At 72.6% G+C, this 16,613-nt stretch carries 14 protein-coding genes; 3 read left to right on the forward strand and 11 right to left on the reverse strand.

The window, feature by feature from the left end; translation table 11 throughout:
- Window positions 1-160: 160 nt before the first annotated feature.
- From JWR81_RS02995 to JWR81_RS03015, 5 genes are read right to left on the reverse strand one after another with little or no spacing between them, the layout of a single operon-like run.
- Window positions 161-643 (reverse strand): (2Fe-2S)-binding protein, encoded by a 483-nt coding sequence (locus JWR81_RS02995; protein ID WP_297646296.1) that lies wholly within the window; start codon window positions 641-643, stop codon window positions 161-163.
- On the reverse strand, window positions 640-1,542 hold the full coding sequence (locus tag JWR81_RS03000; RefSeq protein WP_297646297.1) for an FAD binding domain-containing protein: 903 nt from the start codon (window positions 1,540-1,542) through the stop codon (window positions 640-642). Before JWR81_RS03000 ends, JWR81_RS02995 begins: the two co-directional genes overlap by 4 nt.
- Entirely contained in the window at window positions 1,539-3,842 is a 2,304-nt protein-coding gene (locus JWR81_RS03005) for a xanthine dehydrogenase family protein molybdopterin-binding subunit (protein WP_297646299.1), read from the reverse strand. Before JWR81_RS03005 ends, JWR81_RS03000 begins: the two co-directional genes overlap by 4 nt.
- Window positions 3,843-3,873: 31 nt before the next feature.
- A complete protein-coding gene (locus JWR81_RS03010) occupies window positions 3,874-5,400 on the reverse strand; it encodes a hydantoinase/oxoprolinase N-terminal domain-containing protein (protein WP_297646301.1) in 1,527 nt (508 codons plus the stop codon).
- Entirely contained in the window at window positions 5,387-6,487 is a 1,101-nt protein-coding gene (locus JWR81_RS03015) for a DUF917 domain-containing protein (RefSeq protein WP_297646303.1), read from the reverse strand. The genes JWR81_RS03010 and JWR81_RS03015 overlap by 14 nt, the downstream gene beginning before the upstream one ends.
- A gap of 93 nt (window positions 6,488-6,580) precedes the next feature.
- Between JWR81_RS03015 and JWR81_RS03020 the strand changes: the two genes are divergently transcribed.
- Window positions 6,581-8,062 carry a CdaR family transcriptional regulator gene (locus tag JWR81_RS03020; protein ID WP_297646305.1) on the forward strand — a complete coding sequence of 494 codons (1,482 nt, stop codon included), beginning with the start codon at window positions 6,581-6,583 and terminating at the stop codon, window positions 8,060-8,062.
- 14 nt (window positions 8,063-8,076) lie between these two features.
- Here JWR81_RS03020 and JWR81_RS03025 read toward each other — a convergent pair whose 3' ends face one another.
- The 6 genes from JWR81_RS03025 to JWR81_RS03050 are packed head-to-tail and all read right to left on the reverse strand — an operon-like array spanning window position 8,077 to window position 14,990.
- Window positions 8,077-9,486 (reverse strand): L-serine ammonia-lyase, encoded by a 1,410-nt coding sequence (locus tag JWR81_RS03025; RefSeq protein WP_297646307.1) that lies wholly within the window; start codon window positions 9,484-9,486, stop codon window positions 8,077-8,079.
- The gene (glyA, locus tag JWR81_RS03030; RefSeq protein WP_297646319.1) at window positions 9,486-10,772 is read right to left on the reverse strand and encodes a serine hydroxymethyltransferase; all 1,287 of its coding nucleotides are present in this window, start codon (window positions 10,770-10,772) and stop codon (window positions 9,486-9,488) included. Before glyA ends, JWR81_RS03025 begins: the two co-directional genes overlap by 1 nt.
- Entirely contained in the window at window positions 10,766-11,155 is a 390-nt protein-coding gene (gcvH, locus tag JWR81_RS03035; protein ID WP_297646309.1) for a glycine cleavage system protein GcvH, read from the reverse strand. Before gcvH ends, glyA begins: the two co-directional genes overlap by 7 nt.
- Before the next feature lie 5 nt (window positions 11,156-11,160).
- Window positions 11,161-12,315, reverse strand: a complete 1,155-nt coding sequence (gcvT, locus tag JWR81_RS03040; protein WP_297646311.1) for a glycine cleavage system aminomethyltransferase GcvT — start codon at window positions 12,313-12,315, stop codon at window positions 11,161-11,163.
- Window positions 12,312-13,421 carry a DUF917 domain-containing protein gene (locus JWR81_RS03045; protein ID WP_297646313.1) on the reverse strand — a complete coding sequence of 370 codons (1,110 nt, stop codon included), beginning with the start codon at window positions 13,419-13,421 and terminating at the stop codon, window positions 12,312-12,314. Before JWR81_RS03045 ends, gcvT begins: the two co-directional genes overlap by 4 nt.
- Before the next feature lie 24 nt (window positions 13,422-13,445).
- Complete coding sequence (locus tag JWR81_RS03050) at window positions 13,446-14,990, reverse strand: hydantoinase/oxoprolinase family protein (RefSeq protein WP_297646315.1); 1,545 nt, start codon at window positions 14,988-14,990, stop codon at window positions 13,446-13,448.
- 310 nt (window positions 14,991-15,300) lie between these two features.
- Between JWR81_RS03050 and JWR81_RS03055 the strand changes: the two genes are divergently transcribed.
- Both JWR81_RS03055 and JWR81_RS03060 read left to right on the forward strand, forming a co-directional pair.
- Window positions 15,301-16,344 (forward strand): LLM class flavin-dependent oxidoreductase, encoded by a 1,044-nt coding sequence (locus JWR81_RS03055; protein ID WP_367278722.1) that lies wholly within the window; start codon window positions 15,301-15,303, stop codon window positions 16,342-16,344.
- 40 nt (window positions 16,345-16,384) lie between these two features.
- Window positions 16,385-16,613: hypothetical protein (locus tag JWR81_RS03060; protein WP_297646318.1), on the forward strand; the 229-nt coding region annotated here is incomplete at its 3' end.

A 16,613-nucleotide genomic window follows, 5' to 3' on the forward strand; every position in this document is an offset into this window, starting at 1 on the left:
AGCAGTGAACTTGGTGGATCTGCACAGCTCGGAATTCATGTCAACAGTGAGTTACGTCGCTGTTTCGCTATCGGTCGCAGGGCGACCCGACCCGCCTCCGGCCACCGCGAAATCCCGGGCAGGCCGCGGCCTGCCCGGGATCGAGTGCTGGAACGAGTGCCTACTCCCCCGCGCCGCGCGGGGCGCTCGCCCCGGCGCGCACGACGGCCTCGACGATCTTCTGATAGCCGGTGCAGCGGCACAGGTTGCCGGCCAACGCCCGCCGGACCTGCTCCTCGTCGCAGGCCGACCCGCTGTCGAGCAGAGCCTTCGCCGACATCACGATGCCGGGAGTGCAGAACCCGCACTGCACCCCGCCCGCGGCGAGGAGCTCGCGCTGGACCGGGTGCAGGCCGTCGGCGCCGGCGACGCCCTCGACCGTGGTGACGTCCCGTCCGTCCGTCTGCAGGGCGAGGTAGGAGCACGCGTTCACCGGGCGCCCGTCGAGCAGGACCATGCACGCCCCGCACTCCGAGTCGTCACAGCCCTCCTTGGGGCCGGTCAGGCCGACCTCCTCGCGCAGCACCGACAGCAGTGAGCGGTGCGGTTCGACCTCGGTGCCGGTGACGACACCGTTGACGGTGACGTGCAGCGGTTGTCTCATGACGCTCTCCTGATCCCTGCGGGCGGACGGTCGTCAGTGGCCTGGCCTGCGGCGCGGCGGGCCGCGAGGGCCAGCGCACGGGTCACCACGACGGCGGTCATGGACCGCCGGTAGTCCGCGCTGGCCCGCACGTCCGTGATCGGACGCACCGCGGCGAGGGCGACATGGGACGCCGTGGCCAGCGCGTCGGGATCGGGCCGGAGGCCGAGCAGCCCGGCCTCGGCATCAGGGATCCGCAGGCACACCGGTGCTACGGCGGTGACCGCGATCCGAGCCGAGGTGATCACGCCGTCGGGGCCGAGGCGGATCGCCGCCGCGGCGCCCACGACGGCGATCTCCATGGCCCGCCGGTGTTCCAGCCGGACGTAGGCGCTCCCCGTCCCCGGCGCCGGTTCCGGCACGCGCACGGCGCCGAGCAGCTCGGCCGGCGCGGCGGTGGTGCGGCCGGGGCCGGCGAGCAGCTCCTCGACCCCGATGGTGCGGATGCCACCGGTACCGCGCAGCTCGACGGAGGCGTCGAGCACCAGCAGGGGCGAGCCGGTGTCCATCGCGGGAGAGGCGTTCATCAGGTTCCCGCCGAGCGTGCCGGTGTGTCGCGTGGCGGGAGAGCCGATCATCGCCGACGCATCGGCCAGCGCCGACCACCGGGACCGGACGTCCTCGGACCGCTCGATCCAGGCGTGGGTCGTCAGCGCCCCCAGCACGATGCCGTCCGCGGTCCGGCGCTGCTGGTCCAGCTCCGCGACCCGGTGGATCGCGACCAGCGTCGCGGGCAGCGGCCGCCCGCCTCCGCGAGCCGTGACCACGAGGTCCGTCCCACCTGCCACCACCCCGGCACCCGGGCGGGCCTGGAGCAGCTCGACGGCCTCCGCTGCGCTCTCGGGTGCGAAGTACTTCACGATTCACCGTCCTGCGGGCCGGTCGTGGCGGTGGGCCGGTGCAGCGCCGCCCAGACGCGTTCGGCGTTCATCGGGAGCACCCGCACGCGGGTGCCGACGGCGGCGGCGATGGCGTTACCGATCGCGGCGGGGGTGCCCACCACCGGCGGCTCCCCCACGGCCTTCGCCCCGTGCGGACCGCCCTGATCCACCGGATCGTCGAGGAAGCCCACCGTGACCTTCGGCGCGTCGGGGGCGGTGACCAGCTTGTAGCCCAGCAGGCCCGGGTTGAGCTGGTGGCCGCCCTCGTACTGGCTGCCCTCGAGCAGCGCCATCCCCACGGACTGGATGACCCCGCCCTCGACCTGGCCCTGTGCGCCGAGCGGGTTCAGCACCCGGCCGAACTCGTGCACGGCGACGACCTCGGGCACCGAGACGACCCCGGTGTCGCGGTCCACCCTCACGCGGGCGATGTGGCAGAAGAACGACGGCGAGCCGAACGCGGAGTAGCCGAGCCGGCCACCGCACCCCGCGAGGTCGTGGTCGGGCAGCGGTGGTGGCGTACCCGAGCCGCTGCCGATCAGCTGCGCGCCCGCCGCGAGGTCGGCCAGCGGGATCGACCGCGTCGGAGCCCCCTTGACCCGAACCGACCCGTCGACGAGCTCGAGGTCGCTCTGGTGGATCTCCAACCGGTCCGCGGCGAGTTCCAGGAGCTTCCCGCGGACGTCGCGGGCGGCCTCCATCACGGCGCGCCCGTTGTTGAAGGTGGTCTGGCTGCCGGCGCTGCCGATGTCGAACGGCCCGGCGTCGGTGTCCTGGTAGAGCACGGAGAACGAATCGGGGTGCATGCCGAGCTCCTCGGCGGCCAGCATCGCCAGTCCCATCACCGAGCCGCTGCCGTTCTCCTGGGCGCCGGTGATGATCGTCCCGGTGCCATCCGGATTGATCTTGAGGTAGGCGCCCGAGGTCACCGCGAGACTGAACCACCAGCCGACGGCGACGCCGAGCGCCTCGTCGGGGCCCAGCTCGGTGCCCGGCCAGCCGGCGAGTTCGGCGGCGCGGTCCAGGCACTGCTCCGCACTCGAGCTGACGAACCGCTGGCCGGTCTGCCCGGTGTCACCGGCCCGGACGAGGTTGCGACGTCGGAACTCCAGCGGATCCAGTCCGACCAGCCGTGCCAGCTCGTCGGTGTGCTGCTCGACCGCCCAGCACGTCTGCGGTCCGCCCGGCGCGCGGACGCTGCCCGCGGGAGTGCGGTTGGTGTAGACGGTGTGCACCTCGGCGTGCAGGTTCGCGATCCGGTACGGACCGGCCACCATCATCAGCCCGATCTCGGTGGCGAACAGCGCGTCGCCGCAGTAGGCACCGGAGTCGAGCAGCATCCGGGCCCGCCGCGCCGTGATCGTCCCGTCCCGGCGCACACCCGTGCTCAGCTCGATCCGGACGGCGTGCCGGACCTTGTCGGTCGCCACGAACTCCTCGCGCCGGGTGAACACCAGGCGCACCGGTCGCCGGGTGGCCCTGGCCAGCAGGGCGACATGCGCCTCGAAGTGGAAGTCGCACTTGCCGCCGAACCCGCCGCCGAGGTGCGGCACGACGATCCGGACGTTGCTCTGCGGGATCTGCAGCGTCTCGGCCACACCGGCTCGCGCCGGGAACGGCACCTGGCTGGTGCTCCAGATCGTCACCTTCTCGCCCTGCCACCGGGCGACCACCGCGTGCGGCTCGATGGGCACCGCATGCGACATGTCGCTGCTGTAGGTCTCGGTCAGCTGCAGGTCCGCCTCGGCGAACCCGGCGTCGACGTCACCCTTGACCGAAGTCATGTGGCCGCAGTCGTTGGGCCCGCGTTCCACACCGTCCTGGGTGCTGTAGCCCGGCCAGTCCGGGTGCAGCTGCGGCGCGGACGCCGCGAGCGCGTCCTCGACGTCCAGCACCGCGGGCAGGTCCTCGTACTCGACCTCCACCATCGCGGCGGCCGCGGCGGCGTGCTCAGGGGTGTCGGCTGCCACGGCCGCAACGACCTCGGCCTCGAACCGGACCACGTCGTGCGCGAACAGCGTGCGGTCCTTCACGAACATCCCGTACCGCACCATCGGCACGTCGGCCTGCGTCAGCACGGCGTGCACGCCCGGCATCCGGGCGGCGGCCGTGGTGTCGATCGCGACGATGCGGGCATGCGGCCGACCGGCGTAGACGAACTTGGCGTGCAGCAGGCCGGTGAAGGCCAGGTCGGCGGTGTAGCGGGCCTCGCCGGTGACCTTCTCCAGCCCGTCCCGGCGGAGGAACCGCTGCCCGATCACCGTTGTCGTTCCTGTCATGTTCGGGTGCTCCGGTCTGTGCTGTGGGTGGTCAGGAAGGCCCGGGGGCCCGTGGCGGACTCGTGACGGGCGGGCCTGTCGCCCGCACCCTGATCCGGACGGCCGGGTCGCGCAGGTAGGCCAGGGGAACCTCCTCGATCCCCGCCACCTGCACCCGCTCGGGCTCGGCTCCGGCCTGGATCGCCCGGCCGAAGGCGTCGGTGGTGAGCTCCTCGATCGCCGCGCGGAGCAGGTCCGGGCGCCCGGAGCAGATCCGCTCCGCGTAGCCGCTGACCGGTGCGATCGCGGCGCCGAGCGCATTGGCCACCTCGAAGTACGGCGGGCGGACCACCTCGACGACCCCCGCCATGCGGTCGGGCGCGATGCCACCCGCTCCGCCGACCACGACCAGCGGCAGGTCCTCGGCACCGCGGCCGACGCGGTCGACGGCCTCGGCGAGCAGCCGGTCGGCGCCGGCCAGCTTTCGGGCCAGCCGTGCGCCCCACTGCCTGGGTACGGGGTTCGAGCCGAACGTGGTGCGGCCGGCGTGCACGGCCGCGTCGGTGAGGGTGGGCACGGATCCGCCGCAGCACAGGGCTTCGCGAACGGAGCCGCCGCCGATCGGCACCTCGACCACGTCGGGCAACCGGAAGTTGGTGACCACTCCGCTCACCGTGGACGGTGTGAGCGACTGCCAGGGGAACCCGTTGACCAGCCTGCCCACAGCCGTGCTGGAGCCGCCGATGTCGGCGACCACGGCGTCGGTCACGCCGCTGCTGTGGGCGCCGCCGCGCATGCTGTTGGCCGGGCCGCTGCCGATGAGCAGGACCGGGAAGCGGGTCGCGTAGCCCAGCGCCATCTGAGTGCCGTCGTTCTGGGTGAGGTAGCACTCGGCGTCCACGCTGTTGCGGCGCATCGTGGCCTCCAGCACCCCTGCGGTGGCGGCGGCGTCACCGCACAGCGCGGCGTTGAGGACCGTGGCGTTCTCCCGTTCCAGCAGCCCCATGGAGCCGATCTCGTGGCTCATCGAGATCGGGATCTCGCCGAGCTCGCTGCGCAGGATGGCCGCCGCGCGCAGCTCGTCGGTCGGATCGACCGGGGAGAAGACCGCGGTGATCGCCACCGCCTCCGCGGCCGGAGCCACCTCGCGGGCGAAGGCCATGATGGCGGCCTCGTCGAGCGGGGCGATCCGTTCGCCGTCGAACTCGCACCCACCCGCGACGATCGCGCTCCCCGCCGCGACCGTGTCGCGCAGCGCCGCCGGCCATGTGACCAGTGGGGGGACAGCGGAGGTGAGCGGGCCGCCGATGCGCAGCACCGCCACCCGGCGCAGCCCGCGACCGGTGCTGATCGGGTCGGTGGTGCGCGGCGCCCCGAGCGTCACGCACCCCACACGCGCCGGATCGACCGCCGCCTGTCCCAACAGGTCGACGACCACCGCGTCGACGGAGACGCCGAGGTCGGGCGAGGTCGGGACCTTGGCCCTGGCGACCAGCACGCCGTGCTGGTCGACCACAACGGCGTCGGTGTTCGTGTTGCCCACGTCGATGCCCAGCCGCAGGCCCTCAGCGGTCGACATCGGCGGCCTCGGGCCTGTCGTTCCGGTCGCCGTCGCCGAAGCCGGCGTAGTCCAGGTCGTAGCCGAACGAGCGGGGCCCCACCACCTGGAGCCCCTGCTCCGAGCGCCACACCGCCGGGGCCGGCAGCGCCACGACTCCCACCCGCTGGCCGTACTGCAGCCGTTCCGTGCCCACCGGGCGCCCGTTGACCAGTCCGAGCACGGCGATGATGTCGGGGACGGTCGCCAGCACCTCACCGTCCTCGAGCGCGGCGAGCACCTCGTTCTGCAGTTCGAGGCGCAGCCGCCGGCGCCGGCTGCCGCGGGAGCCGTCGACGACAGCGTGACCGCGGGCGAACCCGGCGCCGCCGTACCGCTCGATCTCGGTGATACGCCCCTCGATGAGGACCCGGCCGCCGGTCTCCGCGGCGAGCGCGGCAGACCACGCGCCGGTGCGTCCGTGCATCATCGTGCCGACCTGCACCGCGCGCGAGACCGATCCGGAGATCGCGGCGGTGGCGGCGACCCGGCCCCTCATGATGTAGATCGCGCCGGCGCAGGTACCGCCGAAGGACGCGGCACAGCTGCGCGCCAACCGCTCGGCGGCCTGGTTGTCGGCCGCCTCCACCACGATGACGTTGTCCCGGCCGTCGGTGAGCACCACGGGGCTCGCCGCGACGCCGGCGACGTGCATGGCCTGCTGCTGCATCTCCGGGAAGGCTCGGCCCATCCCGTCCGCGTCGAGCAGCGGAGTACCGAGGCGCGCCGCCCAGAGCACCGGGAGCAGCCCGTTGACCCCGGCGATCTCGTAGCACATCAGGACGTCAACCGGGGCACCGTGCAGGCCGGCGACCGAGCGGGCCAGCTGGGCGCCCTCGGCGCCGTTCCAGATCCGTTCCTGGGCCACGGTCGGCGAGCCGATGAGCCCACAGGGCATCACCACTGCCTGCGGGTCGAGGTCGGCGGGGTCCGTCACCGGGACCGGTCCGTGCCCCGCGATCGCGTGCCGGGCCATCACCAGCCCGATGGCGGGGTCGCCACCACCGCCGGCACTGAGGATCGCGCAGCCGAGGGCGTACGCCTCGATGTTGTCCGCATCCAGCTGCACGTCGGAAACGTAACACCAGATTTTCTGAGGATGCTGTACATACAGCACAAGTATTGCCAACATATCGGCACTCTGAACGAGAGGATGACCAACTTGCCCGCACTCAGCGACGTACTGCAGGCGCCAGGGCTGCGGTGGGAGTGCCTCGCGGGTACTCCCGGAGACCAGGCCGTCGAGCAGGTCTTCGTCGCCGAGGGCCTGCTCGACCTGCGGGAGGCGCCTGCAGGCACCGTCGCGGTGCTCGGGGCGCACGTGAGCTCCACCGTCGACGGCTACCAGTTCGACGTGGCCCTGCGGCTCGCCGTCGCGCGCGGGGTGGTGGCGCTGGTACTGGCCGATCCCGGCGCCCCGCCCCCGACGTCCACGTCGATCGGGACCGCGGAGCGGTTCGGCGTCGTGATCCTGCGCCACACCGAGCGGATCAACCTCGCCGATCTGGTGTGCGCGCTCGACTCCGCGCTGCGCGGCTCGGCCGAGCTGGGCCTGCGCCGGGCCGTCGTGGCCTTCCAGCATCTGACGACCCGCCGTGCCGCCCGGCCGGACGAGCTGGTCGCCGACATCGCCGACATCGCCGACGCCACGGTGGCCGTGCTCGAGCAGCCCGACGGCGCACTCGCGTTCCCGATCGGCCTGGATGACGACGCCGAGCGCTGGGTCGTCGTGCGCGACGGACAGGCCCGCACCCGGCCGGAGCTGGCGCTGATCGGGCGGTTGCTGGCCAACACGCTCGCGCTGTCCGCCGCTGCCGAACGCCGGGCCAGGGAGCTGCCGATCCGGTCGCGGGCGGAGCTGCTCTCCGAGCTGCTGGACAGCTCGTCCCGAGGACGCTCCGAGCTGCTGCGCCGGGCGCGGTCGATGGGTCTGCCCGTCGACGGTTGGCATCTCGTGGCGCGCATCGAGCACGGCGACCAGGAGCTGCAGGAGAGCGACGAGGTGGCGGCGTTCGCCACCCGCGAGGAGCTGGGCCGGGTGGTTCTCGAGGCCGTCCGCAGCTCCGGCAGCTGGCACCTCGCACGCGCCGAGCGCGCGCTCCTGCTGATCCACATGTCGCGTGGGGACCCCGGTTCCACCGCGGCCGCCGACGCAACCGGCGTGGTGCAGCGAGCGCTGGACCACGCGATCGGGACCGTGCCGGCGACGGTGTTGTTCTGCGGCGTGGGCTCGGCCCACAGCGGCCCGACCGGGCTGATCAACTCGGCCGCCGAGGCCAGGGCCGCGGTCGCCGCGGTGCGCGCGCGGAACCGCACGAACACCGCCACCGCGTTCGACGGTCTGGGACTGCGCCGCACCCTCGTCGAGTGGTACGCCTCGCACACGGCGCGCACCGCCGTCGACACCGTGCTCGCGCCGCTCGACAAGATGGGCCACACCAAGGCCACCTCGGCCATCCGGACACTGCAGGCCTACCTGGACAACCACGGTTCGCTCTCCCGGGCCGCCACCGAGCTGCACCTGCACCGCAATTCGGTGGCCTACCGCGTGGAACGGATCTTCGCCGAGCTGGACGTCGACCCCGACAACCCGGACGACTGGCTGCTGCTCCAGCTCGCCTGCCGGGCCCGCGGCCTGACGTGACCCGACCGGGGCCATCAGCACTCGATGACGTTGACGGCGAGCCCCCCGCGTGAGGTCTCCTTGTACTCGGCCAGCATGTCGGCGCCGGTCTGGCGCATCGTGGCGATCACCGCGTCCAGGCTGACGACATGCGCGCCGTCGCCGTGCAGGGCGAGGCGGGCGGCGTGCACCGCGCGCACCGCGGCCATGGCGTTGCGCTCGATGCACGGGATCTGCACCAGTCCGCCGACCGGGTCGCACGTCAGCCCGAGGTGGTGCTCCATGCCGATCTCGGCCGCGTTCTCCACCTGCTGCGGGCTGCCCCCGAGCACCTCGCAGAGCGCACCCGCCGCCATCGAGCAGGCGCTGCCGACCTCGCCCTGGCACCCCACCTCCGCCCCCGAGATGGACGCGCACTCCTTGTAGACCACCCCGATCGCCGCCGCGGTGAGCAGGAAGCGGACGACCCCGTCGTCGTCCGCACCGGCCACGGTCGCGCGGTAGTGGTGCAGGACGGCGGGAATGATCCCGGCCGCGCCGTTGGTCGGTGCGGTCACGACCCGCCCACCCGAGGCGTTCTCCTCGTTCACGGCCATGGCGTAGAGGCTGAGCCGGTCCATCACGTCGAGCGTGTCCTCGGACGGCCCCGCGTCCCGCAGCCGCCGGAACAGGCCGGGGGCGCGACGGCGCACCTCGAGGCCGCCGGGCAGCGTGCCCTCGCGTTCGCAGCCGCGGCGAACGCAGTCCCGCATCACCCGCCAGATCTCCAGGAGGTCCGCGCGCACCTGGTCCTCGCTGCGCCACGACAGCTCGTTGGCCAGCATCACGCCGCTGAGCGGCAGCCCGCTCGCGGCGCAGTGCGCGAGCAGCTCGGCGGCGCTGCGGTACGGGAACCGCACCTCGGTCCGGTCGGCCACGAGCCCCCCGGCTCCGTCGCCGCTGCTGTCACCGCTGCCGTCGCCGCCGCCGTCCTCCGGTTCCTCGTGCACGAACCCGCCACCGATCGAGTAGTAGGTGCGCGCCAGCAGCTCCGCTCCCCCGCTGTCGTGGGCGGTCATCCGGATCCCGTTGGGGTGGCCGGGCAGCGAGCGGCCGCGGTGCAGCACCAGGTCCGTCCGCTCGTCGAAGTCGATCTCGTGCCGGCCCTGCAGCGCCAGCCTCCGGGTCCGGCGGACGTGCTCGACCTGCGCGTCGGCCGTCTCCACGTCGACGGTGGCGGGACGCTCGCCGCTCAGACCCAGCAGCACGGCCTTGTCGCTGCCGTGGCCGAGCCCGGTCGCCCCGAGCGACCCGAACAGTCCCGTGCGCACGGCGGCCGTCACGCCGAGAAGATCGGCCTCGACGAGACTCTCGACGAACATCCGGGCGGCCTTCATCGGCCCGACCGTGTGCGAGCTCGAGGGCCCGATCCCGATGCTGAACAGGTCGAACGCACTGATCGCCATCAGGGGCTCACGGCTGTTCCGACCGGGTAGATCGGGTGGGCCGCGGCCAACGCCGCCACCCTGCCGGCGAGTGCCGCCGCCACGACGTCGTCGTAGCCGGGCGCCAGCGCCGTCGCGATGATGTCGGCGACCTCGGCGAAATCGGCCTCACCGAAGCCACGGGTGGCCAGGGCCGGGGTGCCGATCCGCAGGCCCGAGGTGACCATCGGCGGCCGCGGGTCGAAGGGCACCGCGTTCCGGTTGAGGGTGATGCCGACCGCGTGCAGCCGGTCCTCGGCCTGGCGCCCGTCGAGCTCGGAGCCGCCCAGGTCCGCGAGCACCAGGTGCACGTCGGTCCCGCCGGTGAGGACGGTGAGCCCGGAGCGGACCGCGTCCGGCTCGAGCAGCCGTCGCGCGACGATCCTGGCGCCGCCGATCGTCCGTTCCTGCCGCTCCCGGAACTCGGCCGTCGCGGCGAGCCGCAGCGCCACGGCCTTGGCGGCGATCACGTGCTGCAGCGGCCCGCCCTGCTGGCCGGGGAACACCGCCGAGTCGATCTTCTTCGCGAGCTCGCCGCGGCACAGGATGAGCCCGCCGCGGGGGCCGCCGAGCGTCTTGTGCGTCGTCGTGGTCACCACGTCGGCGTGCGGCACCGGGGACGGGTGCAGACCGGCGGCCACCAGTCCGGCGAAATGCGCCATGTCCACCACGAGCAGCGCGCCGACCTCGTCGGCGATCCGCCGGAACGCCGGGAAGTCCAGGTGCCGCGGGTAGGCCGACCAACCGGCGACGATCATCGCCGGCCGGTGTTCGCGGGCGAGCCGGGCCACCTCCTCCATGTCGACGAGATGGTCCTCGGCGCGCACGTGGTAGGCCACGGCGTGGTAGAGCCTGCCGGAGAAGTTCAGCCGCATCCCGTGGGTCAGGTGGCCGCCGTGGGCGAGGTCGAGCCCCAGGATGGTGTCGCCGGGCGTGAGCAGCGCCGCCATCACCGCGGCGTTGGCCTGCGCGCCGGAGTGCGGCTGGACGTTGGCGTGCTCGGCACCGAAAAGGGCCAGCGCGCGGTCGATGGCGAGCTGTTCGGTGCGGTCCACGTGCTCGCAGCCACCGTAGTAGCGCCGGCCGGGATAGCCCTCCGCGTACTTGTTGGTGAGCACCGAACCCTGTGCCTGGAGCACCGCGACCGGCGCGATGTTCTCCGAGGCGATCATCTCCAGGGTGTCGTGCTGGCGCCGCAGCTCGGCCTCGACCGCCTCCGACACCTCGGGATCGACCTCGGCCAGCGTCCCGTGCAGCGAGCTCACGATCCACCCTCGGTGAGGGAGCGGTATGCGTCGGCGTCGAGCAGGTCCGACGGGATCGCGGCCACGCGCATCCGCAACAGCCAGCCCCGGCCGTACGGGTCGGTGTTGATCAGCTCGGGGGTCTCGGAGAGCGCCTCGTTGCGCTCGACGACCTCGCCCGCTGCCGGGGCGACGAGGTCGCTGACCGACTTGGTGGACTCGATCTCACCGCAGACCTCGCCCGCGCGGAGCGACGTGCCGACCTCCGGCAGGTCGACGAAGACGACGTCGCCCAGTGCGTCGGCGGCGAACGCGGTGATGCCCACGCCGGCGAGGGCGCTCTCGTCGGCGGCGAACGCCAGCCACTCGTGGTCGGTGGAGTAGCGCAGCCCATCGGGGATGGTCATCGGTGTCAGCCGGCCTTCACAGTCGCAGGGGTGGGAGTCGGCCGCCGGTAGAACGGGAGCTCGACGACCGTGACCGGTTCGTGCTTGCCACGGACGTCCGCGACGAGCCTGGTGCCGGGGACGGCGCGATCGGATACGACGTACGCCATGGCGATCGGCCTGCCCAGCGTCGGGCTCGGAGCACCGCTGGTGATCGTGCCGATCGCCGAACCCGTGTCCGGGTCGAGCACCGGGTAGCCGTGGCGGGGGGCGCGTCGGGAGTCGCCGACCAGCCCGACGAGGACCTGCTCCGGGCCGGACCCGGCGACGGCGGCCAGCGCGGCGCGGCCCACGAAGTCCCCGGGCTTGTCGAACGAGACGACGCGGCCGAGCCCGGCGTGGAAGGGGGTCACCCCGGAATGCAGCTCGTGGCCGTGCAGGGGCATCCCGGCTTCCAGCCGCAGCGTGTCGCGGCAGGCGAGTCCGGCGGGCAACAGGCCGTCGCCCGCCCCCGCCTCGAGCAGCGACCGCCACAGGAACGGGGCGTCGTCCGGGACGCAGAACAGCTCGAAGCCCTCCTCGCCGGTGTAGCCGGTCCGGGCGAGCAGGACGGGCCGGCCCGCGACGGTGGCGGACGCGCTCGCGTAGTAGCGCAGCGCCGGGAGGTCGATCGAGCACAGTGGCGCGAGGATCGCCGCGGCGACCGGGCCCTGGATCGCGACCAGCGCGAACTCGGTCGTCGCGTCGAACACCGCGACGCGGGCACCCGTCGCGCGCTCGGCCAGCTCGGCGGCGACCATCGGGGCGTTGGCCGCGTTCGCCACCACCAGGTACTCGCGCTCCGCGAGCCGGTAGACGATGAGGTCGTCGAGGATCCCGCCGTCGGGCGCGCAGATCACGGTGTACCGGGCCCGGCCGACGCCGATCGCGGATGCGTCGACGACGAGGGCACGGTCCAGCGCCGCCGCCGCGCCCGCTCCGGTCACCATGATCTCGCCCATGTGGCTCAGGTCGAACAGGCCGGCCGCGCTGCGCACGGCGTGGTGCTCGGCGAGATCACCGCTGTACCGCAGCGGCATCCGCCAGCCGGCGAAGTCGGTGAACGTGGCCTGCAGCGCGTCGTGCTCCCCGTGCAGTGCGGTGATCTGCGGGGCGACGCCCCGCGCGTCGATGCCGGTCATGCCGACTCGGAGTCGACGAGGTCCTCGACCGGCGTCCAGTCCTCGTCGAGGCCGAACGCACGCGGACCGAACACGTCGAGGGCCTCCGGGGTCCGCATGATCGGCGGCGTCGAGATGGCGAAGATCCGCACCCGCTGGCCGTAGCGCAGGGCCTCGGTGGTGATCGGCGCGGCGGACTCGGCGTCCAGCACGGAGATCAGGTCGGGGACGATCGCCAACAGTCGTGTGCCGTTGCGGGCCACGAGGTGCTCATTCTGGAAGGCCAGCTCCACGGTCTCCGAGCCGTCGAACGTGGAGATGCGGGCGGTGCCCCGGACGAAACCGTCCGCGCTGCGCCGCTCGACGTCCACCACCTTGCCCTCGAGCAGGACACGCCCATGCCGGTAGATGGTGTCGGACAGGCACTCGCTCAGCGCCACGAACGGATCGCGGTGCTGTTCCCGGGCCTCCCGGACCACGCGGCCCAGCCGCAGCGCGAGCGACATGGTCCGCGGGATGGCGGTGCGCTTGACCTGGGCTCCGGTCATCGGGTACTCGGCGATGTAGGAGACGCCGCCCATGCGGATGGTGACCCCACGCGCGTACCACTCCATGCTGTGGTTGTCCGTTCCCGTATCGATCACGGTGACGTGCCCGCGCTCGTTGCAGATGGCGATCGGCGAGCCGGACACGCCGTAGACACCGAACGTCTCCATCTGCAGCTCGGGGAAGGCGCGCCCCATCCCGTCGCCGTCCACCACCGGCAGTCCGGTGCGTGCCGCGACGAGCAGGGGGATCATCGAGTTCAGCCCGCCGCACTCCATCGGGATGATGGCGTCGGCGGACCGGCCGAGATGCTGTTCCAGCCTGCGCAGGGCGATCACCGGCTCGTCGCCGCCGGGGATCTTCTCGATCACGACGGTCGGGGCGCCCATGAAGGCGCTGGCCACGACGAGCGCGTCGTCGTCGACCTCGTCCGGGTCGACGAGCGTGATGGTGCGGCCCCGCTCGAGTTCGGCGGAGACGAGCAGCAGCCCGATGTAGGGATCGCCGCCGCCGCCGGTCCCGAGAAGCGCGGCGCCCTGCGCCAGGTCGGCGAGGTCGGCCAGGCCGAGGGTGATTGCCATGGATCTCTCCGTAGTTGTCTCTACTCAGTCGGACAGCACGAGATCGCCGACCGCCTTGACGCGGATCCGGGTCGCGTTGCCGGGGAGGTAGGCCAGCGGCACCTCGTCGACGTCGACGATCTGGACCGACCCCGGGCTCGCGCCGGCCGCCACGGCCTTGTCGACGGCCTCCTGCTTTGCCTCGTCGAGCAACCGGTCGCGCTGGCCGGGGGCCATCGAGTACATCCGGTCGACCTCACCGCCGACCTGGGCGATGGCGGCGCCGATGGCGTTCGCGGTGGCGTAGTGCTCCGGGCGGTGGACGGTGCCCGCGCCCGGCAGGTCGTCGGGCACGAGGATGCTGCCGCCGCCGACCGCGACGATCGGGGTGGCCTCGCCGCTGGTGCGGACCCGATCCACCACGGAGCCGATGTCCGCGCCGATCCTGGCCAGCACCGCGTCGACGAACGCCTTGTCCAGGCCGCGCACCCGGCTACGGTCGCCGATGTCCGCGACACCCGCGGCCACCGCGATGTCGGTGCAGGTCAGCGTGTCGCCGCCGAACACGACCGCATCCTGGGCCAGCCGGAAGCCGACGCTGTCCGGCCCGACCGACAGCGGGTCCTCCCGGACCCTGCTGCCGCCGCCGATGCCCACCGAGAGGACGTCGGGCATCCGGAAGTTGGTCCGGATGCCGCTGACGCTGATCTCGGTGCTCGCCTCGTGGGGGAAACCGTGACGCAGCATCCCGACGTCGGTGGTGGTGCCCCCGACGTCCACGACGGCGCAGTCGCGCAGGCCGGAGAGGAAGGCGGCACCGCGCATGGAGTTGGTCGGTCCGGAGGCGAAGGTGGCGACCGGGTAGCGGCGGGCGTGCGCGACGTCCATGAGGGTGCCGTCGTTCTGGCTGAGGAACAGCGGCGCCGTGATCCCGGCGGCGCTCACGGCGTCGGACAGGCCGCGGCAGATGTTCGTGGCCAGCTCGCTGAGGCAGGCGTTGATGATCGTCGCGTTCTCCCGCTCCAGCAGCCCCATTCGACCGATCTGGTGCGACAGGCTGATCGGCATGCCGGGGAGCAGCCCACCGAGGATCTCCGCCGCCTCCAGCTCGCACTCGGCGTTCACCGGCGAGTAGACCGAGGAGATCGCGATGCTCGCCACGCCGTGCGTGACCATGTCTTCGGCGGCCCGCTCGAGCTCGTCACGGCGCAGCGGGGAGATCGTGCGGCCGTCGATCTCGTGCCCTCCGTGGCAGAGGTAGCCCCTGCCCTTGATCGCGGCGACCAGCCGCGCGGGCCACCCCGACATCGGGGGCAGCGCCGCGGTGGCGGGCAGGCCGAGCCGGACCGCGGCGGTGGGGGCGAGGTCGCGCCCCTGGACGATCGCGTTGATGAAGTGCGTCGTCCCGATCATGACGCCCTGCACCGACGCCGCATCGTGCGCCATCGCCGACTGCAGCCCGGCGAGCGCCGCGGCGATGCCCGTGGTCACGTCCTCCGTGGTGACGGTCTTGATTCCCGCGAGGACCGTCGAGCCGTCGACGAGGACAGCGTCGGTGTTCGTTCCACCGACGTCGATACCGATGCGCACCGATTCTCCGATCACCGGACACTGGGCCTGCTGGGGACGAGGACGAACTCCCGAGTGGATGTCCGCGGCCCGAGAGTAAGGGCGGAGCGACAGGCAAGGACTGTGCTGATCAGACGGAAAATGGCCAGAACCTGTGCATACCGTCCAACCCCCGGCTCAGTCAGGAGGTGTCACCCTTCCGTGCGGCCGTCCGAGTTCGACGATCTCCGGGATCGTGGCGGGCGCGGTGCACAACACCAGCACCGACCTTGGTGGATTCGACGGACATCACCCGCGCGGCGTTCCCTAGGTTCACTGCCATGCATGCGTCGTGTTCCACAGCTCGAGGTCGGGTGATGGCTCCATGACGCCGCCCGGGCCGTCCCCCGTCAGCCCCGTCGGCCTCGTCCTGGGCAGCCACATGCCGCCGGGGGACATCGTCGCGATGGCGCGCCTGGCCGAGGAGCTCGGCTTCGGCGAGCTCTGGTTCTCCGAGGACTGCTTCTTCTCCGGCGGGATCGCCGGATCGACGGCCGCACTGGCCGCGACCACGTCGCTCCCGCTGGGGCTGGGCATCGTCTCCGCCGCCACCCGCCACCCGGCGATCCTGGCGATGGAGCTCGCCACGCTCGACGTGCTGTTCCCCGGCCGCATCTATGGCGGCATCGGGCACGGCGTCCCGGCATGGCTGGACCAGATGGGCCTGATGCCGCCGAAGGCGCTGTCGGCGCTGCGGCAGTGCGTGACCGCGGTCCGCAGGCTGCTCGACGGCGAGGAGCTCACCGAGACCGGCCACTTCCAGTTCGACAAGATCGCGCTCACCCATCCGGCGGCGACCAGGGTCCCGCTCTACACCGGGGTGGTCAACGAGCGCGGCCTCACGCTCTCGGGGGAGATCGCCGACGGCACGGTGCTCTCCACCCTGTCCAGCCCGGCGTACGTGCGCTGGGCGCGCGAGCGGGTGGACGAGGGGGTCCGCCGCGGTGGGCACACCAGGCCGCACCGGTTGGTCACCTACACGTTGTTCTCCGTCGACCACGACGGTGCGGTGGCCAAGGACGCCGTTCGCGAGTCCATCGCGTTCTACCTCGCGGCGATGCCGGACAACGCGCTCTCGGAGGTCTACGGCATCCGCGACGAGCTGGCCGCGCTGCTGGCCGAGGGTGGCGAGAACGCCGTCGAGCACCTCGCGAGGGCCATGCCCGACTCCTGGGTGGAGGACCTGGCCGTCGCCGGCGAGCCCGACGAGTGCGCCGAGAAGGTCCGCCGGCTGATCGACGCCGGTTCCGACTCCGTCGGATTGTGGCTGTTCCCGGCCCCCGACGCCCACCGCATCGCCACCATGACCGCACGCGACGTGCTGAGCAGGCTCTGATCTCCGCTCACCCGTCCGCGACCGAACCGAGGAGCACACCGTGACCCATCGCGTCTTCTTCCTGAACAAGCTCCGTCCCGGCGTCGACCCGGCGGACTACGAGGCCTGGATCCGGGACACCGACTACCCGGTGGCCCGTGCGAGCTCGGCGATCCGCAGTTACGACGTCACCCGCATCGAGGGCACCCTGGACGGAACCGGCACGCCCTCCGTGCAGTACCTGGAGGTCATCGAGGTGACCGACATCGAGGAGTACCGGGCGGTCGGCA

The sequence above is a fragment of the Pseudonocardia sp. genome (assembly GCF_025965585.1).
GTDB lineage: Bacteria > Actinomycetota > Actinomycetes > Mycobacteriales > Pseudonocardiaceae > Pseudonocardia.